The sequence below is a fragment of the Ferrimonas sp. YFM genome (assembly GCF_030296015.1).
Classification (GTDB): domain Bacteria; phylum Pseudomonadota; class Gammaproteobacteria; order Enterobacterales; family Shewanellaceae; genus Ferrimonas.
The window spans coordinates 2,183,975-2,207,552 of record NZ_AP027368.1; the positions used below are offsets into that span (position 1 = coordinate 2,183,975).

The following is a 23,578-nucleotide window of genomic DNA, read 5'->3' on the forward strand; positions in this document are numbered from 1 at the left end:
TGTTAGAGACACCTGTTATCAGGGCCGACTGCTGACCATCTGGATCATCAGTCGGCCCGCTCGTTTTACCCCCCTGTTGTCGTAGCGGTTCCACAACGCCTTGAGCTGGAACACCAGCGCCCGACCAAACTCCCTCTGCTCCTGATACCACTCCGCGTACCCCAGGTTGATCCTGGCCAGGGCGCTGTGGATCGCGGCCGGGTGCTTATGAAAATCAGGCTGATGGCGGTTGAGGATCTCGGTCATGGCATTGAGCCTTTTCAGCCTGGCCATGGAGATGGATCCCGGCCGCATCAGGTAATCGCACTGGCAATCGGGCAGGGCGATGGTTGGGTAAGCTTTGGCAATCTTCAGCCACAGCTCCCAGTCGGACGCCGATGCCAGTCGTGTATCGAAGCCGCCCGCTTCCTCTATGGCCTGGCGCCGGGCCATCACAGTGGAGGTGCCGATGACGTTCTCTGCCAGGAGCTGCTGCGGGGCAACATAGTTGGGCAGGAGAGGCAGGTAACGCTGGAACTCCGGCCAGAAGCTGAAGCAGTCGATGATCTGCTCTCCCTCCGGGTTGATGTGCATGTAGTTGGTGAAGCACAGCGCCGCGTCGGGCCGGTTGACCAGCACCTGCCACTGGCTACGCAACTTGTCGGGGTGCCAGGTGTCGTCTGCGTCAAGAAAGGCGATCCAGTCGCACTGAGTCAGGGCGATGGCGGCATTGCGCGCCGCCGAGCAGCCCACCCCCTCCAGACGCAAACTGTTCAGCTTGGGGTGGATCATCTTCTGGGTTTGCAGCCATTCGGTGGTGCCGTCGTCTGAGCCGTCGTCTATGACCCAGATCTCCCGGGCTGGCAGAGACTGTTTCCAGACTGAGTTGAGGGCACGGGGCAGGTAGTCCAGGCAGTTGTGGCTGGGTATTACGACACAGATACTGGGTTCCATTTGGCAACTCCTGTGGTTGATAGTGTCAACGACTCTGCAGGATGAATGCCAGTGCACGTAACCTTATGAACTAAAACAGTAAAAATCCTGTTTTCCCGTCGGGTTGTCGCGAATCTGCCTTTGGCCGGCAAGGGTTTTGCAGAATGCAAAGATACCGGAGTCGTCCGGATAAACATCTTTTAAAACAATGATATAAAAATTGGCCCGCTTCTTGTTTGTGTCAGGCTACTGTCCACACACTTTCGGAGCGGACCATGAAGAGCATCGCCTACGTCATTCCCAGTTTTCCTGTGTTGTCCGAGACCTTCGTGGTCAACGAGATGACCGCCATGGCCGAGCTGGGGCACAAAATACTGCCCATCGCCCTGGAGACCCGCCCCGAGGTGGATAACGAGCTCCATCGCCACTGGGTGCGGCATATGGTGACTCCCTGGAACGTCAGCAAGCTGTCTCTGGCTAAGATGCTGATGCGGGCGCCATTCAACCCGGAGCTGTGGCGCTTTCTGGCCAGCCAGAGTGGCTTCAGTGCCCGCGGTTTGCTGCTGCTTGGCGTCAGGATCGCGGTTCAGGCCAAAGGGTGCGACCACATTCACGCTCACTTCGCCCAGCACAGCGCCGCCGCCGCCATTGTGGCCGCACGTTTGCTGGGCATTACCGTCTCCTTTGTTGGCCATGGTGCGGACGTTTATCGGGCGCCGGCGGATCTGGAGCTGAAACTGCGCCACAGCGATCTGTCCATCGCCGTGTGCCGTGAGATGAGAGAGATGTTCTCCCCCCACTGCAAGGGGATCACCGCCCTGGTGCCTTGCGGCATCGACACCAACAAGTTCAGCCGCCAGGCACCCTCTGAAGGGGACAAACGCCTGTTGTTTGTAGGGCGTTTGGTGGAGAAAAAGGGGCTGGATACCCTGCTGATGGCGATGGCGCTGTTGGGGGATCCTGAACTGGAGCTGGATATCGTTGGCGATGGCCCCTTGAAACAGCAGTGGCAAACCCTGGCCAAGGCCATGGGGCTCACCGGTGTTCGGTTTCTCGGCGCCCGGCCCCAGAGCTGGCTGGCCAGTGAAGGCAGCCACTATCTGGCCATGGTGGCCCCATACCGGGTGGCCAAAGATGGGGACCGCGATACCGGTCCGCTGATCTGTAAAGAGGCGATGGCCATGGGCCTGCCGGTCATCGCGTCCAGCCTGATGGGGCTGAAGGAACTGGTGTCATCCCGCACCGGCTTTCGTGTGCGCCCGGACGATCCTCAGTCCCTCAAGCGGGCGATCCGCGCGCTGTTGGCCATGCCGGAGGCAGAGAGACAAAAGCTGGGACTGAAGGGGCGTGAACGGGTACGCCGTCACTACGAGCTGAAGCTTCAGGCACGTCGGCTCTCCTCCCTGGTGGAGGCGCTGTGATGTTGGGACGCACCTTTGGCCACTATGCCATCGCCGGCATCAGCCAGAAGGCCGTCGGCCTGATCCTGATTCCGGTGACAGCGCATTTTCTCGGTGCCCAGGGCTATGGTCAGTTGGCCCTGCTGGTGGCGGTGGCCAATCTGGGCAGCATAGTGGCGGCGCTGGGCCTGCCTGAGTATATGCAGCGTTACGCCTATCGCCGCGCCAAGTGTCTTCAGGCTGCCGTCCTGGGTGTCCGCTGGGCCGCTGTCCTGCTGCTGTTCTCGCCGCTCCTGGCCTGGAGCCTGGCGTCGCTGTTGCCCGGCGATCTTCACTGGAGCTGGCTGCAGTGGCTGATGGTCAACCTATCCCTGGGCTCCCTGATGGGTCTGCGCCTGGTGCTGCTCAGAGTGGCCCATCGCTCTGGCCGTTATCTGGGGCTGGTTGCGCTCCATTCGGCCTGTCATCTGAGCTTTACCCTGGTGGCCTTGATGGCAGACCTGGGCGCGGGCGGCATGATGGCCGCCGGCGCCATCGCCACCATAGTGGCCCTGACTCTGGAGGCGGGGCGATTCTGGATGAAGCTGGTCCTGCGCCCTTTGACCCGGGTTAAGTCTGTTCTGGTGTACAGCCTGCCATTGACGCTGTCTCTGGCGGCGACCTTTTCGATGAATGGCTATGAGCGCCCCTGGCTGTCTCAGGCGCTGTCCCTGGAGCAACTGGGGGCTTACACCCTGGTGGCCCAGTTGTGCTTGTTGCCGGCCTATGTGATGGAGCCCTTTATGCTGTGGTGGGGCCCCAAGCGCCATGTCCTGGCCAGCCGCGCCCGTTTTGATGAGATTGCTCGTTGGGTGACCCTGGCCGCCATCGGTCTGGCGTTGGCGATCGCCCTGGCAGCCCTGACCCTGCCCGTTATGGTGACCGCTATGTTTGATGCGGCCTTCCATCCGGCGCTGACCTTCTTGCCGGGATTGCTGGCGGCGACACTGTTCCGGCAGCTGGCTGCGATGATGAACCTGGGGTTGTATCACCGGCAAACCGGTAACCTGCCGCTTGTGCTGAATCTGGTGCTGGTGTTGCCGGCCCTGATTCTGATCCCTCTGGTCATCCAGTCCTGGGGTGCCCAGGGCCTGGTTTGGCTACTGGTGGGGTTGATGGCAGTCAAGTTTGTCCTGTCCCTGGTGGTGAGCCAGTACCTGCTGCCGCTTCCCTACGACTATCCGGTGTTGCTGGCGGTGTTGCTGACACTGATGCTTGGGCTGTTTGTCTCACCCCTGTGGCTGATTGTTGCGACCCTGATGAGCCTGACCGCTCTGATCAGACACTCTCGCAAGCAGGCTGGCGGCGCAGTGCTGGAGGGGGCCAAATGAACCGATTGCCGTTGGCCATTGCCTGTGCATTGCCCCTCTCCCTGTTGGCGGCAGCAGAGCCGCTTGTGCTGGCTTTGGGCTGGGCTGCCGCCTTCGGCATGCTGCTGATGGCGCGCCTTCCCATTGTGTTGTGTCTGGCCTTCGTCCTGTTCTCCACCTTCCGACTTCACGAGCTGGATCCTCGCCTGCTGTCACTGAGATTGCCCCAGTTACTGGCCATGGCGTCCCTGGCGGTGCTGCTGTGGCAACTGGTGGTGGTGAAATCGGCCAGGACCACCCTGTACCGAGAAGGCTGGCTGCTCCTCGGTCTGTTCGGCGTCACCACGGTGGGCATGGTGTTGGCCACCAACTCCGGACTGGCCTTCGGTTATTGGAGTGGCAACTGGATCAAGGTGGTGATCATGTGTCTGGCCATCTCCTGGCTGCTGAAGGATCGCAGTCAGATGGCCTTGGCCGGTTGGCTGATCATCCTGTCCGGCGCCCTGGTGGCCGCGGTTGCCCTGTACAACAGCGCCAATGGCCTGCAGGTGGTTGAGGGGACCCGGGTCACCATAGGTCGCAGCTGGGGCTCCATGCTGGGGGATCCCAATGATCTGGCGTTGGTGTTGCTGCTGCCGGTGAGCTTTGCCCTCAATCGCGCCCTGACGCCGCTGCCGGGCAGGGCGGTGGCGATGGTTGTCCTGGTTGCCCTGATCCTGGCGCTGCTGGCGACCCAAAGCCGAGGCGGATTGCTGGGGCTGTGCGCCATCAGCGGCTGCAGTGTGCTGCTGCGCTATCGCTTGCCCAAATGGGTGTGGCTGCTGGCGCCCGTCGCCTTGTTGCTGCTGATGAGCCTGGCGGGGATCAACGAGCGCCAGAGCGGTGGTGCGGCCGAGAGCGGCATCGACGAGTCCGCCATGGGCCGGCTGTACGCCTGGCAGGCGGCGATCTCCATGGGGTTGTCTCACCCTCTGTTCGGGGTGGGGCTGGACAACTTCTACTCCAATTACTTTTTCCACTCGCCTCACTGGGATGGCCGCAATCATGCGGTGCACAGCAGCTGGTTTCAGGTATTGGCCGAAGCAGGCGTTCTCGGGCTGTTGCTGTTTGTCGGCTTTGTGGCGGGGTTGATACAGCGCGCCCGCCGTCTGCGCCGGTTACTGGCAGAGGGCGGGGATGCGGATGCGCTCAGTTGGGCATCCGCTCTCTACTCCGGCCTGATTGGTTTTGCGGTCAGTGCCACCTTCCTGACCCAGGCCTTCACCTGGCCTCTGTACGTCATGGCGTCCCTGGTCTGGGCCGGTTGGCGAATCTATTTGAGTGTTCCTGAACTGTCAAAAGGGGAAAACCATGTTTCTTACTCCTGCGCTTAAACAGAAACTGCGGCCCTGGTACCTCAGGGCCCGTGGCCTGCAGATGCCGCCGGTGGCGGTGATCTACCGCCCCCTGAGCTGGCTGCTGACCTCACTGAAGACGGTGTGTAGCGAAATGGGGCGCATCATGCTCTGGACCCCCATATTCCGAAGCCAGATTCAGGGTGGCGATGGCGTTTACCTCTACTCCGGAGTGCCACAGATACTGGGCCCGGTGCAGGTGAGCCTGGGTAAGGGGTGTCGTGTTAGCGGCATCTCCACCCTGTGCGGCCGGCCAGGGTCCACCCTCAACGTGGGAGACAATGTGGACATCGGTTGGCAGAACACCATCGCCTGCGGCACCCATGTGGTGTTGGGCGACAACGTCCGCCTGGCACCCAGGGTGCTGCTTGCTGGCTACCCCGGGCACCCTTTGGATCCCCAGGCCCGGGCTGCCGGTGAGCCGGAACGCCCGGAGCAGGCTCGGGCGATCATCCTGGAGCGGGACGTCTGGCTGGGTACCGGGTCCATGGTGATGGCCGGTGTGACCATAGGCGCAGGCACCGTGGTGGCGGCGGGTTCAGTGGTCACCCGAGACCTGCCTCCTGGGGTGTTGGCCGGGGGCAATCCTGCCCGAGTGATTCGTCGTTTGGAGGAGAGATCATGAAACCAAAGATGCTGATATTCGGTGAAGACTGGGGCCGTCATCCCTCCAGCAGCCAGCACCTGGCGCTGGCCATCCTGGATGAGGTGGAGATCACCTGGGTGAACTCCATCGGTCTGCGACAGCCGGGATGGCGCGACCTTGGCCGGTTGTTGAGCAAAGGGGTGGCCATCGGTGCCTCCAAAGGTCAGAAAGCGCCCTTTACCGTCGTTGCGCCAAAGCTGTGGCCCATGGCCAGCCAACCCTGGGTGCGGTCACTGAACCGCGCCATGCTCAGGTCCCAATTAGCTGAACACGGCCCCTTTGATTACGTTTGGTGCGCTCTGCCCAGCGCCGTGGAGTATCTGGATCTCTTTCCCCAGAGTCAGGTGATCTACTACTGTGGCGACGATTTCAACGCCCTGTCCGGGGTCGACCATCAAAAAGTTGCGCCCCTGGAGCTGCGCTTACTGGAGAAGGCGCACCTAGTGTGCTGCGCGTCTGAATCGCTGCGACAGAAACTGGGCCTGGAGACCAGCCATCTGTTGCCCCATGGCGTGGATCTGACTCAGTTCTCGCGGCCCCAGGAGCGACCGGCCGATCTGCCTCCGGGTCCGGTTCTTGGTTTTTACGGGGCGTTGGCGCCCTGGCTGGACTACGACCTGCTGGCCCAGCTGGCGGACCTGATGCCAGAGTGCAACCTGGTGCTCATCGGCCCCAACCTGGCGTGTCCGACGACCCTGCTGCAAAGAAGTAACGTCCACTGGCTGGGCCCCAGGCCCCACGCCAGTCTGGCGGCCTATGCCCAACACTTCGATGTCGCCCTGCTGCCGTTCAGGGATTGCCCCCAGATCCAGGCCTGTAACCCACTCAAGATGAGAGAGTACCTGGCCGCCGGGTGCAGCGTGGTATCCACCCGCTTCGAGGCCGCCCAGGACCAGGCCGGTGTCGATGTCACCGAAGACACAGAGCAGTTCTTGGCTCAGGTGTTGCTGCGGCTGTTAAGTCCGGCGTCCCGGGTAGAACAGCGCATGTCGGTGGTCGGTCAGGGGTGGCAAGAGCGTGGCAATGAGCTTTTGCGACTGTTGCAGTTTGCAAGCGCCTAGAGGTGCATCAAGGTAAATTATTGAAATAATTAGACAATAAATAATGGCACGAGGTGTGCACTTGATTGGTATCAAGCCCAGTGGGAGAGACCGATGAAGTGGATACCTTTAATGCTGTTGTTGCTCCTCGGCGGGTGTGCCTCCACCTCCTCAGACCAAGAGCAATCTCAGCAGTCCAATGCGCCCATGGTCACCTTGACCTGGCCCGAGGATGGTCGCGTGCTGCTGTGGCTGCAGGGACAACTGCCGTCGGATCTGTTTCGGAGCCAGAAGATGACCGTGGAACTCGGTCCTCTGCCTGAGGCGCCGGCCTGGTACTCCGCCTTCGTGGCCGAGCAAAGGCTGGCAGAGCTGGAGAATGCTCTGAGATCCATGGGCTACCAGGGCAGGGTGGAGGGCAGTTATCTGCCCTCGGCGACGCCGGATCAGGTCCGGTTGGGAGCCGCCTATGCCTATTGAACAGGCACTGGTGTTTGCCTATCGCCTGCTGTGCCAGTTGTGGCAAAAGCGCTATCTGGTGGTGATTCCCGCTGTGGTGACCGGTCTGGTGCTGGCTCTGCATGCGTTTTCGGGAAAGGCCAAGTATCAGAGCCAGACCTCACTGCTGCTCCAGGAGTCGGCGCTCTCCAACCCCTTCCTGAAAGATTTGTCGGTGTCGGTCCGCCTCAAGGAGCGCCTCGATGGCCTGCGGGCCCTGTTGCACAGCCGCTATGTCATGGCTGAAGTGGCCGGCGCCGCCGGACTGACGTCGGACGATATGGCGGAAGGGCAGAAGGAGGCGGTCTACCGCAGGCTGGCAGGCGCCACCCACCTGCACCTCAGTGGCGACTCTCTGGTCACCATCGGACTGTTGTGGGACACCCCGGAGCAGGCCCGGCATCTGCTGACCCTGATCAGTGCCAGCTTTCAACAGCGGCTGATGGACCCGGGTCAGCGGGCCGTAGACAACTCCGAACGCTTCCTCTCTGAGCAGCTTGCGCTTCAGGAGACCAGCCTGGCGGATGTGGAGGGGGAGCTGGCCCGCTTCAAGCAGGAGCACGCCAATCTGCTGCCCAACCTGTTGGGGGCCAATAACATGGCGCTGCTGGAGGCGGAAGCGCAAATCCGCAGCAAGCTGGTTGAACTGGAGGGGGCACGCGCCCAACTCGTTCAGCTCAAGGGCCAGTTGAAGATGGCCAACCCCATAGTCAGTGAGATCGAGAAACAGATTGTCTCAACCCGGGCACAACTGGCGCTGCTCAAAAGTCGCTACACAGACCGCCACTCCCAGGTGAAAGGGGTCAAGGCTAGGCTGGCCCAGTTGCAGCAAGAGAAACAGCGTCTGTTGCAGGAGACGGCTGCTGAGGAGGACCGCCATCTTGAGGAGCTGTGGCAACTGGCGACCACCTTTAAGCCGGAGGAGGGCGACAGTCAGGCGCCTCTGCTGGTGTCCCAGCTGCAGTCACTGCAGGAGTCCAGCAACCTGGTGGTGACCCTGGAGGGGGAGCTGAAGGTTCTGGAAGCCCACAAGGCCTCCATTCTGGAGCGTATGGGCCGCAGTGCCGAAGTGGAGCAGCAGTTGGCTGAGCTCGAGCGCCTGGCCGAGGGCAAACGATCTCTCTACAGCGAGCTGTTGGAGCGATACGAGAAAGCCCGTGTCACAGGCCAGCTGGGACGTTTTGAGGCTCCAGAGAAGGTCAGGGTCATCGACAGGCCAAATTTGCCTTCAGGCGCCATTGGGGCGCCCTGGTGGCTGATGGGTGTGCTGGGCCTCTTCGGCGGAGCCGGCCTGGGCGTCGCCCTGGCGGTGCTGGGGCTGTTGCTGGACAGAAAAATCTATCGTCAGGAGCAAATCGAACGCCTGAGCGGCGCACCGGTGCTCGCCGAATACACTATCGAGGGAGAAGGCTGATGAAACCCGTATTGGTACAACTGGTGCAAAGAATGTCCGTCGGTGGCCTGGAGACCATGGCCCTGACCCTGGGGGCCCGCCTGGAGGCGCAATTTGAGGTGCATTACCTCTCGCTTGAGGGAGAGACCGGCGCTCTGATAGACGCCTGGCCCAGGTTGGCCAATCTGGGTCACTTCAAGGCCCTGAACAAGGGCAGTGGCGTGGACGCTCGGCTGATACAGCGTCTTCGCCGCTACTTCAAACAGCACAAGGTCACTCATCTGCACAGCCACCATATTGGCCCCCTTATCTACGGTGGGGCGGCGGCATTTGGCCTGGGAGTGACCCATGTCCACACCCATCACGACGGCTGGAGTCTCACCCTGGGTCGTCAGAAACAGCTGACCCGTGCCGCGGAAACCCTGTTTCGACCCGCCATGGTGGCCGATGCCGATACGGTGGCCGACGCCTATCAGGGCCAGGGGTGCAGAATTGAAAAGGTGATTCCCAATGGGGTGGCTGCGTCGACCTTTTTGCCCGCGGACCAGCAAGCGGCCCGGCGCCGTTTTGGCCTGCCCGCCAGGGCACTGCTGCTGGGCACCGCCTGTCGCCTCGAACCGGTGAAAGGGGTTGACCGGTTGCTCTCCCTGCTGACGCACCTGCCGGAAGAGGTGCATCTGGTGATTGCCGGGGAGGGGGGAGAGAAGCCGCAACTGCAAGCCATGGCGCAACACCTGAAGGTTGCCCAGCGCTGCCATTTTCTTGGTCAGGTTGAGCGGATGGAGCAGTGGTACCCCGCCCTGGATCTTTTTTGTCTGGCCAGCCACAGCGAAGGGGCCCCCATGTCTTTGCTGGAGGCGCAGGCCTGCGAAGTCCCGGTGATGGTGCCGGATGTCGGTAACTGTCGCAATATGGTGTGTACCGAAATGGGCCATGTGCTCGACGTGGCGGAGGTGGAGTCCTGGGTCAGACCGGTTCGCCGCCTGATGGCTCTGAGCCGCCAGAGGCGAGGGGCACTGCGACGTTTCGTGCTCAGTAGCGGCAGCGATGACGCCATGGCCCAACAGTACCTGTCACTGATGGAGGAGAGATCATGATGGTGTTTATCGTCTGGAGTTTGATCACCACACTGCTGATCATCAACCTGATTGTGTACCCGAGGTGGATGGGGTGGCTGGGAACGCGTCAGCGAAACGCTCCGACCCCTTTGCAGCAACAGAGAGTGGATAAAATCACCCTGGTGATCCCCTGCTACAACGAAGGGCGGGAGCTGAATTTCAAGTTGAACAACCTGCTCAGGTTGACCCGACCCCTGTGCCCGGTGACGGTTGAAGTCCTGCTCGATGGCTGTCGGGATGACAGCGCCGACGTGGTCCGGCGCTGGCAATCCAGGTTTGAGGCCAGGGGTATGGCGCTGCAGGCGCGCGAATTTGGCGACAACCGGGGCAAAGTACACCGCCTGAATCAGGCGTTGGGTCGGCTCAAGGGCCGTGTGGGTGAATTGGTTCTGCTCAGTGACTGCAGTGCCCTGTTGGGGCGGGATACCCTGACCCTGGCGGAGCAGAGGTTCAGTGACCCCCATCTTGGGGCGCTGGCGGGCAGATACACCCACGGCACAGACAGTCGCCTTGCCCGTCACTGGGCCGGGCTCAGCCGCTGCCGCGCCGGCGAGGCCAGCCTAGGGGCCGTCATGGGCGGGCCGGGGGCGTTGTTGCTGCTGCGCAGTGAGTGCATCACCGAACTGGCCCCGGACTGCATCAACGATGATTTCGAGCTGGTGATGGCGGTGCTGAGGCAGGGTTATCGGACCGGCTATGAAGCCAAGATGCGGGCGGTGGATGTGGCGCCCCGCTCATCGGAGCGTTTGTTTGGCCAAAGGATGCGAATCGCGGCCGGCAATCTCCAGCAGCTGTCCTCGCTGGGCCGGACTCTGGCTATTCTGTCATGGCCTGCGCGGATTGCCGCTTTGCTGGGTAAGGGGCTTCGCGCCCTGGTTCCCATGCTGCTGCCCGCCTGGGCCGGGCTGACCCTGATGCTGCCGGCGCAGCACCCTGTGACCCAGCCCCTGGTGCTGCCTCTGATTGGAGCGGTGTGCGCCTTGGTGCTCTATGCCCTGGTCAGGCCCAAGAGCAAGGTGGGCATCATACTGACGGCGCTATGTGGGGCCTTGCTGGGGTGTTGGTGCCGCCTGACCGGCACCCGGGTGGGTTGGTCCAGGCTTGAAGGAGGGTTTCAGCCCCTGCTTGTTCGGGTGTTCAAGCGGGGTGTCGATCTTCTGGTGGGGGGATCCCTGTTGTTGCTGACTCTGCCTCTGTTTCCCCTGGTGGCGCTGATGATCAAACTGGACTCCCCGGGCCCGGTTTTCTATCGCCAACTCAGGATAGGGGCCCGATACGACGACAGGACCGAGCTTTGCTACGTCACCAAGTTTCGTTCCATGGTGCAGGATGCGGAGAAAGCCGGCGCCAGGTGGGCAACCAAGGGCGACAGCAGGGTGACCCGGGTAGGGCGGTTTGTCCGCGCCACCAGGCTGGATGAGTTACCCCAGTTGTTTCAGGTGATCAGCGGTGAGTTGTCTTTGGTTGGCCCCAGGCCTGAGCGTCCGCAGATTTGTGGCGAACTGGAAGCCCAATTGCCCTTCTACCTGGAACGCACCTTTGAGCTTCAGCCGGGGATCACTGGATTGGCTCAGGTGCATCAGGCGGGGGACACCAGTCTGGAGGATGTAAAGCAGAAGCTGTTGTATGACCATGCCTATGGTGCCGCGTTGTCGACGCCAGCCACCTATTTTGCCATGGAGTGGCAGGTTTTGAGGAAAACCATCATGGTGGTCCTGGGGGCAAAGGGCCACTAGCACCCGGCCGGTATCGGGCATCAACAGTCCCGGTACCGGCCAAAAATCCCAGGCTTAGGCGCGTCTGCGCTTCCTTCCATTTTGCAAATCGACCATTGCAAAACGCATTCTCTCTCTGACAAGTGCCATTAAGTTATTGTATTTATTGGGTTTGTTTTGTTGGCACTCTCTTTGCTCAAGGTTAAGGGTCGGAACTGTTCCGGCCCTTTACGAATATTGGGAGAGTGATCATGGCTATTCAACTGGATCAGACATTGGCACCCACCAAGGTGGCTGCACCCCAGCAGTTCGATATCGACCACATAGGCCCCATCAAGGAGAGTTTTGAAGACCTGCTGATGGACAGCGGCCAGTTGGTGGTGGTTGATCTGTCCCAGACCGATTTCATCGACTCCTCCGGCATCGGCGCCATCATCTATCTGTTCAAGCGCCTCAAGAGTCAACAACGTGTCCTTCAGCTTCAGGGCGTCCATGGCCAGCCCAAGCGCATCCTGACCATGCTCCGGGTCGACAGGGCCATCCCCTTTGTTGGCGGAGAGGTGGCGGCATGAGAGCATTGTTAGCCGTTGTCATGCTCAGTGGTTGTGCCCAGTGGCCCGAAGAGGGCCAGGGGGGCATGGCGGATGAGAAGACCCCCTGGGAAAGTTACTTGAATACACCGGCTTTCCAGCAAGAGCAGCAACAGTTGCGTCAGCGCACAGTGGAGGCGCAGATGGGGCTGGATCTGTTGCGATTGCGCGGCTCTATGGCTTGCCTGCCCGCCCGCCAGATGCAAGCCGAGCTGTTATTGGCCCGGGTCCGGGGGGAACTGGCGGAAGGGCTGTTTGCCGATGCGTCGGAAAACATGCTGATCCTAGAGGACCAGGTTCACCGCCTGGGTGTTCGCCTTAACTATGTCACCGCCAAGCTGGGGTGCAGCGCGACTTATCGCACGTCGGGCTCCGACACTGCTGGCGGCCAGGGTGATGCGGACAAGGTGATGGGTTTGCTCCATTCCGAGCAGTTTGCCGACGACCGCTCGGAACTGCTGCCGGAGTTTCGTCAGAGGTTGGCACGTCTGGCCACCGAGATGAAGGCCCATCCTCACTGGCACCTGAAGATTGCGGGTCATGCGGACCAGAGGGGCAGTGAGCAGTACAACCTGGCACTGGCCGGCCGGCGTGCTCAGTCTGTAGCCACCTATCTGCAAGAGCATGGCGTCAGCCCAACCCAGATCTCCGTTGAGGCCAAAGGCGAATCGCAGCCTGTGGGTGATAACAGCACCCGCACCGGTCGCCTGGCAAACCGGCGGGTCACCCTGCAACTGCTGCAAGGGGAATCGCAGTCCTCACAGGTGGCGCTGCGCCACTGGGATGATGAGTCGAGGAGAGAGTGATGAGATACCTCTGTCTGCTTGTGATGATGCTGGTGTTCTTTCCTGTTCAGGCCGAAGAGGAGCGGCGCCTGAAGCCCGGCGACAGCCTGATGGTCCTGCTGCCTGGTGAGCCTGACTTCGACCAGCCGTTTCAGCTGGACAACCAGGGAAAGATCCGGCTGCCGGAAGCGGGCAGGGTGGCGCTGCGCGGCAAAACCCTGGAGCAGGCAAAGGTGACCATCAAACTGGCCCTGTCCAGTGTCTACCTCAACCTGGACCAGTTTGATCTTGAGCTCGAAGCCCCTCAACTGCTGATTCGGGTGCTGGGTTATGTGGATGCACCGGGGGAGGTGCTGCTGCCCGCCGACGGCAATGTGCAGATGGCCATCGAAGCCGCCGGGGGCCTGCGTCCCGGTGCCCAGCTGGACCGCCTCCAGGTTCAGCGAGGTGACGAGATCATCCCCTTCGATTACAAGGCGTACCTGGACAGCGGTAACGACCGTCTGCTGCCCCCACTGAAAAGTGAGGATCGTCTGTTTGTGCCGGCCTCTCCGTTGACTGGAAACGTTGAAGTGAATTTTGATGCCCGGTCATTGATCGCCGGTGGGGATGGGGCGGGTAAGCGCGAGGCCATTACCCTGTTTGGCGAGGTGCGTAATCCCGGCACCTTCTCCATCAAGGGGGAGATGACCCTGGTGGATGCGCTGATGCGGGCGGAAGGGGTGACCCGCTATGGCGACGTCAGCCACATCCGGGTGATCACCGAAAACGTTCCCTACCTGTTCGATCTGAAAAGTTATCTGGACGAAGGGGAGTCCAAAACCCTGCCGCCGGTGGGGCCTGGTACCCTGGTGTATGTGCCCATTCAGGTGGACGTGGTGTCCAACACCCAGAGGACGGTGTATGTGATGGGTGAGGTTCAGCAGCCGGGCGCCTATGAGACCGGCGATCAGGTGACCTTCCTGGATCTGCTGGCCAATGCCGGGGGCCCGACCCGCTTCGCCGAAACCCGTAACATCCGCCTGCTGCGCCAGAACCAGAGTGTGGTGGAGGTGGATCTGCTCTCTTACACCGAAAGCCGTCAGAGTGCGCCTCTGCCCGCCATCGAGCCCGGTGACGTCATCTTCGTGCCAGAGAAAACCGACGTTAACGAAAAATCCTGGCTGAAGATCCCCTCGGATCGGGCGATCAAGATCGTCGGCGCCATGAACAAACCCGGCCGCTATGAGTGGGACGACGCCATGTCCTTCCTGGACCTGTTTGCCCATGCGGAGGGGCCCAAACAACACGCCAACCTGGCGGAGATTGAAATCCTCAAGGAGAGTGGCGACAAGTACGTGTTCGACCTGGACAAGTTCATCAAGCAGGGGGGCAGCTATGCCGCGCTGCCGGACCTGGAAGCGGGGGACACCGTCATCGTCAACGAACTGCCTTGGGATCCCACGGACAACAAGTCTTCCTGGATTCGACAAGGGCCGGAAAGTTCCATCTATGTGTTCGGTCAGGTGGAGTCCCCCGGTCGTTACGCCTTTACCTCGCAGCTGAGCTTCCTGGACATCCTGGCCGCGGCGGATGGCCCCACAGATGAGGCGGATCTGGGGCAGATACGCATCACCCACAGAGATGGCAGCCAGGCCAGGGTGACTCAGCTGAATCTCGCCCGCTATTTCGAAACCGGTGATGAGAGTGTGCTGCCCAAGGTGTTGCCTGGGGACACCATCTTCCTGCCCCAGAGAGACAGGCAGTGGCTGGAGAAACCCGCAGAGCAGGTGGTGCGCCTGATGGGGGCGGTGAACAAACCGGGCCGCTACAGTTTCGACGACACCATGAACCTGCTGGATCTGCTGGCTGAAGCCGGTGGCCCTAAGGAGAACGCCTACATCGAAAAGATCATCGTGGTTCAGCACAGCTGTTGTGAGCCTCAGGCCAGGGTGTTTGATCTCAAGGAGTTTGTCCTTCGGCCTAACTATGCGCAGATCCCTGTGCTGCGCCCCGGAGATACCGTGTACGTTCCGGATGAGGAGCAGTCCAACTGGCACGTCTTTATCAATGGCGTTCGTGATGCCCTGAGCATCGTTGCCCTGGTTGCCCTGGGAGGTGCCATATGACCCTGAGACAGGATCCCTTCAGCGGCCTGACCACCCTGGTTCAGAGCAAGGGGGTGGCCAGTCTGGCCATCGCCGATCTTGGCGGAGGCAGTGCTGCCTGGGTCAGTCAGGCCCTGGCCCAGAGGCTTCAATCCCTCGGCGATGCCACCCTGATGCTGGAGTTGGCGGAACAATCGCATGCAAGCTGGAGTCTGGACGACATCAGCGCTCATACGGCCATCAGCAATCAGGGTGGCCTGGCCTACCTGGGGGCGCCTGAGCAGCATAGGCCCCTTCAGTTGAACAGCCTGGTGCAGGCTTTGCTCAGGTGGCAACAGGAGTTTTGCACCGTAGTGGTCCATGCCGGATCGGCACTTGAGGAGAGGGGCATCTTGGCCATCTCTGGCTGTCAGGGTGTATTGCTGGTGGTGGATGGCGGGCGCGACGATGAAGAGAAGCTTGAACGCCTCAAGGTTCGCCTGAAGCATCAGGGGGTAATGCTGATGGGGGTGGTACACAATCGCAGCGCACTGCCGACTCTGGGCCGGGAACTGGCCGCATCCCTGACACGACGTCTTGGCTGGTTGTCCCGCCACAACTGGTTTGAACGCCTGCAGGGCTGGCTGCAGCAGAACCGTTTTCTCAATGGCCATTGGAGCTAAGCCACTGTCCAGGGTGGTTTATATAAATTAATCAACTTTTTTAGTCACTTCCTAGCAATTGCGCCCGCTAGTCACCTACAATTTTATCTGTAGAGGCATAGAGGGAGCTTTGCCATGGCGCAGTCGCAACATCGCGTACTACTGATTGAAGACACCGAGTCGCTAGCTCGGGTGTATCAAGCCTATCTGAAAGAGAGCAGTGTCTCGGTGGAACATGTGACCACCTTTGCCCAGGCCAAAGAGAGCCTGGTCAGGCAACTGCCCTCCTTGGTTCTTCTGGACCTTCACCTTCCGGATCAGGATGGCATCGAGCTGCTGAGGATGCTGCACAACAGCGGCTGCACCGTGCCGGTTATTGTGATCACCGCCAACAGCTCTGTGGAAACCGCCGTGGAGGCGATGCGCCTCGGCGCCTACGATTTCGTCACCAAACCGGTGGAGGCCAGGCGCCTTCAGGTCACGGTTCACAACGCCCTGAACTACTACGCGCTCAACCGCCTCGTTGATCAGCTCGAAAACCGTCAGGCCAGAGCCAGTTTCCATCAGTTTGTCGGGGCCAGCACTTCGATGCAGGCGGTCTACCAGATGATTGAGCGCAGTGCCCGTAGCCGGGCGACGGTCTTTGTCCTGGGAGAAAGTGGCACGGGTAAGGAGTTGTGCGCCGAGGCGCTGCATCAGGAGTCGGCCCGCAAGGAGAACCCCTTTATTCCGCTGAATTGTGCGGCCATCCCCAAGGAGCTGGTGGAGAGTGAACTCTTTGGCCATGTGAAGGGGGCCTTTACCGGTGCTCAGAAGGAGCGGCAGGGGGCGGTGATGGCCGCCAACGGTGGTACCCTTTTCCTGGATGAGATCTGCGAGATGGAGCTGGATCTGCAGGCCAAGCTGCTGCGCTTCCTGCAAACCTCAACCATTCAGCCCGTTGGCAGTGACGAGCGAATCAAAGTGGACGTTCGCATCGTCTGCGCCAGCAACCGCGATCCCTGGAAAGAGGTAGAGGAGGGGCGTTTCCGTGAAGATCTCTATTACCGCTTGCATGTCCTGCCCATCCATCTGCCTCCCCTGAGGCAGAGGGGAGACGACATCCTTCTGTTGGCAAAGCGCTTTTTACAGGCCTATGGCGCCGAGGAGGGCAAACGCTTCGTCGGATTCAGCCGCCAGGCCGAGTGGATCATGAGCAAGTTTGGCTGGCCAGGGAATGTTCGTCAGCTGCAGAACCTGATGCGTCAACTGGCGGTGATTCACCCCGGGGGCAAGGTGGCCAGTGAAGATCTTCCGCCGCCGCTGAACAAGGTGGCCTGTGACGAGGGCTCAGAAGGCGCCGCCCAGTTTCAGTGGGCCCGCCCGCCACAGCAGGCGGCCGTTAAGGAGAGGGCAGAGGCGACCGTGGCGGTGCCCGAGCCTCAGTCTTTGGCCGACATCGAAAGGCAGGCCATTGAGGAGGCCATCGAACGGTGCAATGGCAATATCACCCAGGCGGCCAACCTGTTGGAGGTGAGCCCCTCCACCATCTATCGCAAGATGCAGGTGTGGCAACAGGCTTAGGGTTAACCCTGCAGGTCTGCCCTGGCCTCCCTGTCAGGGTCGTCTGCATCTCGAGAACACTGACCGTAGAGTGACAGGCACAGGGCGAGGCTGTCGTCGCCACTCCAGTGGTGAATGATGCGCTCTTTGGCCTTGGCACTCAATTCGGCTAACCGATGAGCAGGATGGCTTGCCATCTGAATCACTGCCTGTGTCATGGCGTCCATGTTACCGGACTCGACCAGAGTACCTACCTGGTTATCCACCAATTGCGACAGGTCACCCACGTCGAAGGCGATAACAGGAACGCCACAGGCCATGGCCTCCAGCGCCACCATGGGCAGGCCTTCGTATCTGGATGTCAGGATGAGGGCGTCCAGTTCCGGCAGGCGGCGGGGCATATCAGCGACCTGACCATGATGCACTATGGCGCTGCCTTTGATGAGACTGACCATCTCGCCATCTCCGAAACTGTGCCAACGGTACTGAGGCAGTGCTCGGGAAAGCGCGACAAAACGGTCGAAGCCCTTGTCCGCGCACAGGCGACCGACGAAACCCAGGGTAAAGGGGCGCCCGAAACGGCTTTTGCAAACCGTTGGCCGGCTGACCCAGTTACGAATCAACCGGCAATCGCCGCCGACTCTGTGCTGAATGGCCCGGGACACGGCCAGATTCAGGCTCAGGGAGGAGCTTTGCAGGTCGGCCCAAAGGTACAGGGCCAGTTTACCCTTACCGGGGTCACCGTTATGAAAGGTGGTGACACAAGGGCGGCCGCTGCCCAGGGTGGCCATGCGGCACAATATGGATGCCTTGTAGCCGTGTGCGTGCAATACCCCTTGCTGATGGTGCCGTTTCAATTGGGACAGCTTATGGTGCCAGCGACCATTTAATTCAATAAAAGCAACTTTTTGCATCTTGAGTTGCAAAATGAAACTAGACTCTGGGTAAGATGAGATAAGGACCACTTCAACCTTACGACCCGACAGCTTCAACCTGTGGTAGAGCTGACAGACATGCGCCTCGATACCGCCGTAGTGACGGCCATCCAGGACCAGTTTGATGGTGGGAAGCATAGGCCATTGTCCTGCAGGAGAGGGATTGTGATTACAACTCTTGCATCGATAGTGCCAGATTGCGTATTTGGAGCAGAATTTGCCTATACAAGGAGAGATGATGGCAGTGATTCTCAATGAAAACTCCATAAGGAACCTGGCCAGTGACGCCGGCGAGGATCTGCTTGGGGAGCTGATTACGGTGTTCATTGATGAGATGGGCTACAGAAAGACTCAGGTGGAAGAGGCTTGTTTGCTTTACCAGTATCAGGAGCTGGCCCACAGTATCAAAGGCTCCGCCCTGACCTTCGGCGCAGAAGCCCTGGCTGAGCTGGCCTCGGTGATCGAACGCCGCGCTAAAGGGGGGGACGATCTGGTGAAGGAGCAACTGCCCGAACTGGTCGACTGCCTGGTTGAGACTCGTGACCGGTATCAGGGCTACCTGGACGGGTTGGAGTCAGCCTGAATGATCTCATGCAGTGCCTGGCCGAGAAGCACAGGGCTGTGATAAGGGGAGTCCAGTGGCGCCAGGGGGCGATACTGGGTGTGACTGTCCTGATCATCTGATTCTCCGTTGCACAGCAACAGATCCACCTTGATGCCCGTCAGAGTATGCAGAAGCTCTCTCTGCTGCTCCGGGGCACACTCACCGACGGCGCCGTGTTCGGGCGCCAGATTCGCGATCATCACCAGGGGAACCTGCCTCTGCAGCAATGCCTGGCGTATCTCCGGCACCAGCAGTGGCGGTGCCAGGCTGGTGATGATGCTGCCGGGGCCAATCACCACCATGTCGGCGCGCTTGAGTTGCTCCAGGGCTTCGTCACAGGCCGGTACCCTGGGATAGAGGCTGAGTTCATTTGGCAGCATGGCGGCGCCATCGATCTCCACTTCGCCCACTCTGATGCTGCCGTCCTGATAGCCGGCTTTCAGCTGGGTTGGCAGTTCAGCCATGGGGATAAGGGCGTGGGGTACTTCCAGAAGGCGGCACAGAAGTTCAACCGCATCGCTGGGGCGCACGCAAAGGCTGTCCAGGGCTTGCAACATAAGGTTGCCCAGGTTGTGACCGTTGAGCTCGGATTGTTCATCGAATCTGAAGTCCAGAAGCAGTCTGCCGAGATGATCCGCGCTCACCAGGCTGCTCAGGCAGTTCCTGATGTCTCCGAAGGCGATGCCGCCAAAGTTTTCCCTCAGGCGCCCGGTTGAGCCGCCGTTGTCTGTGGTGGCGATAATGGCGGACAGATTCATAGGGTAGGGGGAGAGGGCCTGTAAAACCCGGCTGAGACCGTGGCCTCCGCCCATGGCTACAACGTTCATAATGTTGACCGCAGACTAGTCATATATAGTTGAATAATGACGCATATCTGCATGACTTCAAATTAATTACCCTAAAATTTCTTAATTGCCTTGAACCTGGGGTCCGGTTCTGATGTAATGCGCTGCGTTCGACGACAGGTCGAATCTGGCGCGTTGGCAGAGTGGCTATGCAGCGGATTGCAAATCCGTGGACCTCGGTTCGACTCCGGGACGCGCCTCCATATTGAACGAGAAAGCGGTAACCTCAGGGTTGCCGCTTTTTTCGTATTGAGTGCGTTATGGCAACGTGGATTGCAAATCCGTGGACCGTCATTCTGTCAACCCCTCTCGACTCCGGGACGCGCCTCCATATTGAACGAGAAAGCGGTAACCTTCGGGTTGCCGCTTTTTTCGTATTGGCGGGTCGTGATGCAGAGGATTGCAAATCCGTGGACCGTAACTCTGCCAACCCCCCTCGACTCCGGGATGCGCCTCCACTTTCAAACAGAAAAAGCTACCCTCGGGTGGCTTTTTTTGTATCTGGGGCCACGCGTCAGTGAGGATTGCAAATCCGTGGACCGTAATTCTGCCCCCCCCTTCAACTCCGAACACTCCTCTGGTTTCACGCAGACACGCCCAAGTTTGGATTGAGGTGGGTAAACTTCCGCCGCGGACGCCTCCACTGGGACAAACCCTTTGAACAGAATCAACAACGGCCACTAAACAGTGGCCGTTTGGGATGAGGCTGTCGCGAGCGACTTGCACTTTTAGACTTTGGTCTATACTTATGGGCCGGCCTGAGACACGGCCCTCATCATTGTTCAAGCAAGGAGGCTCACGATGAACGCACTGCAGTTTTTCCGCCTGTACCTTTTCTCGTTCGCTTTGATGCTGTTGTTTATTCTTCTTATTCCTACCTTAAAGTAGCTCAGTCAACGATCCGACATCCGCACACGGCGTTAGAGGGTTGAAAGAAGACTGCGGCGTAGCCCTCGTCGTCGTGCCGCTCCAGCAACCTCAGGGTCAGGTTGTGGGCGCCAACATTGGCCAGATTACTCTTGGCGAAGGAGTTCAGGTACTGCATGTGGGGCACCGGCTCGGCGTCCGGCTGATAGTACTCGGTTTGCACCTCGTCGATGGCCATCTCGAAGATGTTGTCCTTCACCGAACCATCGATGATGCGGCCACTCATGGAGATCAGTGAGTTGGCATCACCATCTCGGTCAAAATAGCGGTAGCTGATGCTCGCCTGATCATCCTTAAGAACAAAGTCCGCAATCAGATAGTGTTTGGCGTCTTCGTTGGCGGTGCGGTCATAGAGCTCATTTCGGCAGTTCAGAGTCAAATCGGCACTCATTCCTGCGCCCAGTTTATTGGATACCAGCACCGCAACCAGCAGCAACAGCACGAACAGATTGATCAGTCTGAAATGGGATTTATTCACAAATCGATACCTGCTTTAGCCAACTGGGATTAATGAACTCTGGGGTGGCCCTGAAGTCGCTGATCTTCATGTTTCGAATATCATGGCTCTTGCCCGCGCCAAACATGGTGATGTTGAGCATCTGCTGATCGTGGGACAGCGCCAGCTTTACCTTCTTCCAGGGGGAGTAGACACAACTGGAAAAGTGGTTGGTAAGGAAGTCAGCGTACTTCTGCATCGCCTTGATGTTGGACTGAGAGCTGGTGACGATCTCTACCTCGATCATCTGGCCAAAATCGTTGTGAACCTCCTGAATGGAGGTGGACAGCGGTGGCGTCTGATAATGATGGCTCAGAGTCTGGTAGAGCAGGGGAATGGAGACCACCAGTACGGCGACCACGCTCAGAATCTGCATGCTACGGACAAATTTCGGAGTCAGGCGCTTGCCCTCTCCTTTAACCGGGGCACTCTCGCTCTGCCCCAGGGGCACGAACTGGTAGCCCTCTTTGGGAACGGTGTGGATGCAGCTGGCGGCGGGCTCACCCAGGGTATGCCTGATGGTGAAGATCGCTTTGACCACCGCCGATTCACTGATCAACGGGGCGTCGCTGTCGCCACAGCTGAGCTCATGCTTACTGAGGGTAATACCCGGATTTTCAATCAACTGGGTTAACACCAACAGCTCGCTGCGAGTCAGCAGCTTATTTTCGCCAGACTCCATATGCTGCAGGCAACCCTGCTCCGGAATGAATCTGTACTGTCCTAAATCCATAGGGGATATCTATATCTGTTTAAACAAATGCTTAAGTCATTGTAGGTACCAAGTTTAACAAGGACCGTGATCAGACTCCCTTTCTGTTCCGCTCACTGCTGACTTAGTTCCAAACTGTTAGCGAGCTCAACCTAGTCAACCATAACCAGCTGTGATCAATGTCACATCCATTACTCTTATTCTCCGGGAGGTAATCGCCAATTACCGCTAATAAGTAGTGTATTAATTTGTCATTTGTGGCAATGCCAGTGATTTGCTGTTCTTTAGCGGGTGCTAAAGTTTTGGGAGCCGAAATATTAGTTTGTTCTTAAGTGCCTAGATTACCGGGACCGGGCTCACATTATCAAGGGGCAGGGATTTCTAAAGTTGATACCGAGGCCACTGAAGAGGGCCACACAACTGAAACCTACCAAGAGGTAATGATGATGAGTATGGACCGTAGAAACGCACTGAAAAACATTATTGGTATCACCACCTGCGCCGCTGGTGCGACTCTGGTACCTTCCTTCGCCAACGCTGCTGAAGAAGCATGGAGCCTGACCCCAGCCGATCTGGGCACCCTGGCTTACGCGCCCATCGACCCTATGAAGGTTGCTAAGCTTGCCTACAACCAAGACGTACGTAATAAGGGTTGTATGTATCAGGTGTTCCACGCACTGATCACCGCACTGGCTGAATCTGAAAGCCCTGATGCTGCTAAGTTCGCCGCAATTCCTACCGCCATGTCTGTATATGGCTCCGGTGGTATCTTCGGCCAGGGCACTATCTGTGGTAACAACAATGCCGCTGGTATGTTCTTCAAGCTGATCAATATCAAGGGTGAGTCTGCTTCCGCCCATCTGGCCAGCGTTTCAGCATACTACGAGCAAACTGCTCTGCCTTTGAACAGCGCTGAGTTCCTTGCTGGTGTGAAAGATGACCGTGATACTGACCTTACTCCTGAAGTGTTTGCTACAAAAGTTGGTGAGCCTACTATCGCCAAGAGCCTGCTGTGTCACGCGTCTCTGACCCGTTGGGCTGACGCCAATGACATGGCCATTAAGGACAAGGGTATGCGTTGTCAGCTGCTGTCTGCTTCCATGGCCTATAAGATCGCCGAGATCTTGAACACTGCTTATGAAGCCGGTGATATGTCTGTATTCCCAGGCAAGACTCCAGCGACTACCGGCTGCTCTAGCTGCCACAACACCGCTTCTACCACTGTTCCTTCCGTGATGGCCGGCATGGAGTGCGATACCTGCCACGGTAACGACTAATTGAAGCGATAGGAGAATTATCATGAAACGTACACTCATCGCTTTAATGCTGGCAAATGTAGCCCTTGTGGGTTGTGGTAGTGACGACAACAACAATAATGTAGTCGAACCGCCGGTTGACCCCGAGCCACCAGTAGTAGAGACCGTAGCTATCGCTGATGCTGAAACCATGGCCGTTGCTGACCTTGCTTTCAATGCCGAGTCTGGTGTGGTGACTTTTGCTCTTGCAACCGACGATGGAAAAGCCATCACTGGCCTGCAGGATGAAGCTAACCTGACTGCTTTTAACTTGGCATACGTTGGTCTGCCTGAGCCTAAGAAGCGCAATCACATGACTGAAGGTGATGGTCCTGGCGCGATTAAGGTTACTCTGCCTGCCCACCAGCAGCAGCAGTTCCCTTGCACTGCAGATGATTGCCAAGTTGAGATTACTGAGAGCGAAGCAACTCCTGGTAGTTACACCGTAACTCCGGTTAACTTCAAGTGGGACAGTGTCCCGGTAACCGTGAAAGCAGCACTGACTTTCGCAACTGAAAAGGTGACGATCGCTCCTGAATGGACTGATATCACCCAATAATAATCATCATTGCTGAAAACCTTAGCCGGCCTTCGGGTCGGCTTTTTTGTGAGCAATTGATAACGCCGTAACTCCCACTTTCTGCTCTTTCCCCT

22 protein-coding genes and 1 tRNA gene are annotated in these 23,578 nt (G+C 59.0%); 18 read left to right on the plus strand and 5 right to left on the minus strand.

Translation table 11 applies throughout. From position 1 onward, the window contains the following. Positions 1 to 18: 18 nt before the first annotated feature. Positions 19 to 933 carry a glycosyltransferase family 2 protein gene (locus QUE41_RS10185; protein WP_286342767.1) on the minus strand — a complete coding sequence of 305 codons (915 nt, stop codon included), beginning with the start codon at positions 931 to 933 and terminating at the stop codon, positions 19 to 21. 254 nt (positions 934 to 1,187) lie between these two features. Between QUE41_RS10185 and QUE41_RS10190 the strand changes: the two genes are divergently transcribed. From QUE41_RS10190 to QUE41_RS10255, 14 genes are all read left to right on the plus strand, one after another. Then, positions 1,188 to 2,333, plus strand: a complete 1,146-nt coding sequence (locus QUE41_RS10190) for a glycosyltransferase (protein WP_286342768.1) — start codon at positions 1,188 to 1,190, stop codon at positions 2,331 to 2,333. After that, on the plus strand, positions 2,333 to 3,682 hold the full coding sequence (locus QUE41_RS10195) for a lipopolysaccharide biosynthesis protein (protein WP_286342769.1): 1,350 nt from the start codon (positions 2,333 to 2,335) through the stop codon (positions 3,680 to 3,682). Before QUE41_RS10190 ends, QUE41_RS10195 begins: the two co-directional genes overlap by 1 nt. After that, the gene (locus QUE41_RS10200; protein WP_286342770.1) at positions 3,679 to 5,034 is read left to right on the plus strand and encodes an O-antigen ligase family protein; all 1,356 of its coding nucleotides are present in this window, start codon (positions 3,679 to 3,681) and stop codon (positions 5,032 to 5,034) included. Before QUE41_RS10195 ends, QUE41_RS10200 begins: the two co-directional genes overlap by 4 nt. Next, positions 5,012 to 5,680, plus strand: a complete 669-nt coding sequence (locus tag QUE41_RS10205; protein WP_286342771.1) for an acyltransferase — start codon at positions 5,012 to 5,014, stop codon at positions 5,678 to 5,680. The genes QUE41_RS10200 and QUE41_RS10205 overlap by 23 nt, the downstream gene beginning before the upstream one ends. Then, positions 5,677 to 6,762: a glycosyltransferase gene (locus tag QUE41_RS10210; protein WP_286342772.1), complete on the plus strand. Its 1,086-nt coding sequence runs from the start codon at positions 5,677 to 5,679 to the stop codon at positions 6,760 to 6,762. Before QUE41_RS10205 ends, QUE41_RS10210 begins: the two co-directional genes overlap by 4 nt. Positions 6,763 to 6,855: 93 nt before the next feature. Continuing rightward, positions 6,856 to 7,221 (plus strand): hypothetical protein, encoded by a 366-nt coding sequence (locus tag QUE41_RS10215; protein ID WP_286342773.1) that lies wholly within the window; start codon positions 6,856 to 6,858, stop codon positions 7,219 to 7,221. Further along, the gene (locus QUE41_RS10220) at positions 7,211 to 8,653 is read left to right on the plus strand and encodes a hypothetical protein (RefSeq protein ID WP_286342774.1); all 1,443 of its coding nucleotides are present in this window, start codon (positions 7,211 to 7,213) and stop codon (positions 8,651 to 8,653) included. Before QUE41_RS10215 ends, QUE41_RS10220 begins: the two co-directional genes overlap by 11 nt. Next, a complete protein-coding gene (locus QUE41_RS10225; protein WP_286342775.1) occupies positions 8,653 to 9,729 on the plus strand; it encodes a glycosyltransferase in 1,077 nt (358 codons plus the stop codon). The genes QUE41_RS10220 and QUE41_RS10225 overlap by 1 nt, the downstream gene beginning before the upstream one ends. Next, positions 9,726 to 11,486, plus strand: coding sequence for a sugar transferase (locus QUE41_RS10230; protein WP_286342776.1), 1,761 nt, complete (start codon positions 9,726 to 9,728; stop codon positions 11,484 to 11,486). The genes QUE41_RS10225 and QUE41_RS10230 overlap by 4 nt, the downstream gene beginning before the upstream one ends. A gap of 230 nt (positions 11,487 to 11,716) precedes the next feature. After that, the gene (locus QUE41_RS10235; protein ID WP_286342777.1) at positions 11,717 to 12,037 is read left to right on the plus strand and encodes an STAS domain-containing protein; all 321 of its coding nucleotides are present in this window, start codon (positions 11,717 to 11,719) and stop codon (positions 12,035 to 12,037) included. Further along, positions 12,034 to 12,861, plus strand: coding sequence for an OmpA family protein (locus tag QUE41_RS10240; RefSeq protein ID WP_286342778.1), 828 nt, complete (start codon positions 12,034 to 12,036; stop codon positions 12,859 to 12,861). The genes QUE41_RS10235 and QUE41_RS10240 overlap by 4 nt, the downstream gene beginning before the upstream one ends. Continuing rightward, positions 12,861 to 14,948 carry an SLBB domain-containing protein gene (locus QUE41_RS10245; RefSeq protein WP_286342779.1) on the plus strand — a complete coding sequence of 696 codons (2,088 nt, stop codon included), beginning with the start codon at positions 12,861 to 12,863 and terminating at the stop codon, positions 14,946 to 14,948. Before QUE41_RS10240 ends, QUE41_RS10245 begins: the two co-directional genes overlap by 1 nt. Further along, a complete protein-coding gene (locus tag QUE41_RS10250; RefSeq protein WP_286342780.1) occupies positions 14,945 to 15,589 on the plus strand; it encodes a hypothetical protein in 645 nt (214 codons plus the stop codon). Before QUE41_RS10245 ends, QUE41_RS10250 begins: the two co-directional genes overlap by 4 nt. A gap of 114 nt (positions 15,590 to 15,703) precedes the next feature. Continuing rightward, positions 15,704 to 17,131 (plus strand): sigma-54-dependent transcriptional regulator, encoded by a 1,428-nt coding sequence (locus tag QUE41_RS10255; RefSeq protein WP_286342781.1) that lies wholly within the window; start codon positions 15,704 to 15,706, stop codon positions 17,129 to 17,131. Between the two features lie 2 nt (positions 17,132 to 17,133). Here the strand turns inward: QUE41_RS10255 and QUE41_RS10260 are convergent, their stop codons facing one another. Continuing rightward, a complete protein-coding gene (locus QUE41_RS10260) occupies positions 17,134 to 18,183 on the minus strand; it encodes a glycosyltransferase family 4 protein (protein WP_286342782.1) in 1,050 nt (349 codons plus the stop codon). 100 nt (positions 18,184 to 18,283) lie between these two features. On the opposite strand from QUE41_RS10260, the gene QUE41_RS10265 reads away from it, so the two are divergent. After that, positions 18,284 to 18,628, plus strand: coding sequence for an Hpt domain-containing protein (locus QUE41_RS10265; RefSeq protein ID WP_286342783.1), 345 nt, complete (start codon positions 18,284 to 18,286; stop codon positions 18,626 to 18,628). On the opposite strand, the gene QUE41_RS10270 is transcribed toward QUE41_RS10265, so the two are convergent. Then, positions 18,601 to 19,476: a gluconeogenesis factor YvcK family protein gene (locus QUE41_RS10270; protein ID WP_286342784.1), complete on the minus strand. Its 876-nt coding sequence runs from the start codon at positions 19,474 to 19,476 to the stop codon at positions 18,601 to 18,603. The two genes, QUE41_RS10265 and QUE41_RS10270, sit on opposite strands and share 28 nt — an antisense overlap. Before the next feature lie 147 nt (positions 19,477 to 19,623). Between QUE41_RS10270 and QUE41_RS10275 the strand changes: the two genes are divergently transcribed. Beyond that, positions 19,624 to 19,697, plus strand: a tRNA-Cys gene (locus tag QUE41_RS10275). Positions 19,698 to 20,383: 686 nt separating this feature from the next. Here QUE41_RS10275 and QUE41_RS10280 read toward each other — a convergent pair. Further along, positions 20,384 to 20,899, minus strand: coding sequence for a hypothetical protein (locus QUE41_RS10280; protein ID WP_286342785.1), 516 nt, complete (start codon positions 20,897 to 20,899; stop codon positions 20,384 to 20,386). After that, positions 20,892 to 21,650 (minus strand): winged helix-turn-helix domain-containing protein, encoded by a 759-nt coding sequence (locus QUE41_RS10285; RefSeq protein WP_286342786.1) that lies wholly within the window; start codon positions 21,648 to 21,650, stop codon positions 20,892 to 20,894. Before QUE41_RS10285 ends, QUE41_RS10280 begins: the two co-directional genes overlap by 8 nt. Before the next feature lie 422 nt (positions 21,651 to 22,072). Between QUE41_RS10285 and QUE41_RS10290 the strand changes: the two genes are divergently transcribed. Then, on the plus strand, positions 22,073 to 22,906 hold the full coding sequence (locus QUE41_RS10290; protein WP_286342787.1) for a cytochrome c3 family protein: 834 nt from the start codon (positions 22,073 to 22,075) through the stop codon (positions 22,904 to 22,906). Positions 22,907 to 22,928: 22 nt separating this feature from the next. After that, a complete protein-coding gene (locus tag QUE41_RS10295) occupies positions 22,929 to 23,483 on the plus strand; it encodes a hypothetical protein (RefSeq protein WP_286342788.1) in 555 nt (184 codons plus the stop codon). The last annotated feature ends 95 nt before the right edge of the window (positions 23,484 to 23,578 follow it).

Bases quoted from the DNA above. Each gene is read 5' to 3' on its own strand.
- QUE41_RS10185 (WP_286342767.1), bottom strand. From the start codon at position 933: ATGGAACCCAGTATCTGTGTCGTAATACCCAGCCACAACTGCCTGGAC.
- QUE41_RS10190 (WP_286342768.1), top strand. From the start codon at position 1,188: ATGAAGAGCATCGCCTACGTCATTCCCAGTTTTCCTGTGTTGTCCGAG.
- QUE41_RS10195 (WP_286342769.1), top strand. From the start codon at position 2,333: ATGTTGGGACGCACCTTTGGCCACTATGCCATCGCCGGCATCAGCCAG.
- QUE41_RS10200 (WP_286342770.1), top strand. From the start codon at position 3,679: ATGAACCGATTGCCGTTGGCCATTGCCTGTGCATTGCCCCTCTCCCTG.
- QUE41_RS10205 (WP_286342771.1), top strand. From the start codon at position 5,012: ATGTTTCTTACTCCTGCGCTTAAACAGAAACTGCGGCCCTGGTACCTC.
- QUE41_RS10210 (WP_286342772.1), top strand. From the start codon at position 5,677: ATGAAACCAAAGATGCTGATATTCGGTGAAGACTGGGGCCGTCATCCC.
- QUE41_RS10215 (WP_286342773.1), top strand. From the start codon at position 6,856: ATGAAGTGGATACCTTTAATGCTGTTGTTGCTCCTCGGCGGGTGTGCC.
- QUE41_RS10220 (WP_286342774.1), top strand. From the start codon at position 7,211: ATGCCTATTGAACAGGCACTGGTGTTTGCCTATCGCCTGCTGTGCCAG.
- QUE41_RS10225 (WP_286342775.1), top strand. From the start codon at position 8,653: ATGAAACCCGTATTGGTACAACTGGTGCAAAGAATGTCCGTCGGTGGC.
- QUE41_RS10230 (WP_286342776.1), top strand. From the start codon at position 9,726: ATGATGGTGTTTATCGTCTGGAGTTTGATCACCACACTGCTGATCATC.
- QUE41_RS10235 (WP_286342777.1), top strand. From the start codon at position 11,717: ATGGCTATTCAACTGGATCAGACATTGGCACCCACCAAGGTGGCTGCA.
- QUE41_RS10240 (WP_286342778.1), top strand. From the start codon at position 12,034: ATGAGAGCATTGTTAGCCGTTGTCATGCTCAGTGGTTGTGCCCAGTGG.
- QUE41_RS10245 (WP_286342779.1), top strand. From the start codon at position 12,861: ATGAGATACCTCTGTCTGCTTGTGATGATGCTGGTGTTCTTTCCTGTT.
- QUE41_RS10250 (WP_286342780.1), top strand. From the start codon at position 14,945: ATGACCCTGAGACAGGATCCCTTCAGCGGCCTGACCACCCTGGTTCAG.
- QUE41_RS10255 (WP_286342781.1), top strand. From the start codon at position 15,704: ATGGCGCAGTCGCAACATCGCGTACTACTGATTGAAGACACCGAGTCG.
- QUE41_RS10260 (WP_286342782.1), bottom strand. From the start codon at position 18,183: ATGCTTCCCACCATCAAACTGGTCCTGGATGGCCGTCACTACGGCGGT.
- QUE41_RS10265 (WP_286342783.1), top strand. From the start codon at position 18,284: ATGGCAGTGATTCTCAATGAAAACTCCATAAGGAACCTGGCCAGTGAC.
- QUE41_RS10270 (WP_286342784.1), bottom strand. From the start codon at position 19,476: ATGAACGTTGTAGCCATGGGCGGAGGCCACGGTCTCAGCCGGGTTTTA.
- QUE41_RS10285 (WP_286342786.1), bottom strand. From the start codon at position 21,650: ATGGATTTAGGACAGTACAGATTCATTCCGGAGCAGGGTTGCCTGCAG.
- QUE41_RS10290 (WP_286342787.1), top strand. From the start codon at position 22,073: ATGATGAGTATGGACCGTAGAAACGCACTGAAAAACATTATTGGTATC.
- QUE41_RS10295 (WP_286342788.1), top strand. From the start codon at position 22,929: ATGAAACGTACACTCATCGCTTTAATGCTGGCAAATGTAGCCCTTGTG.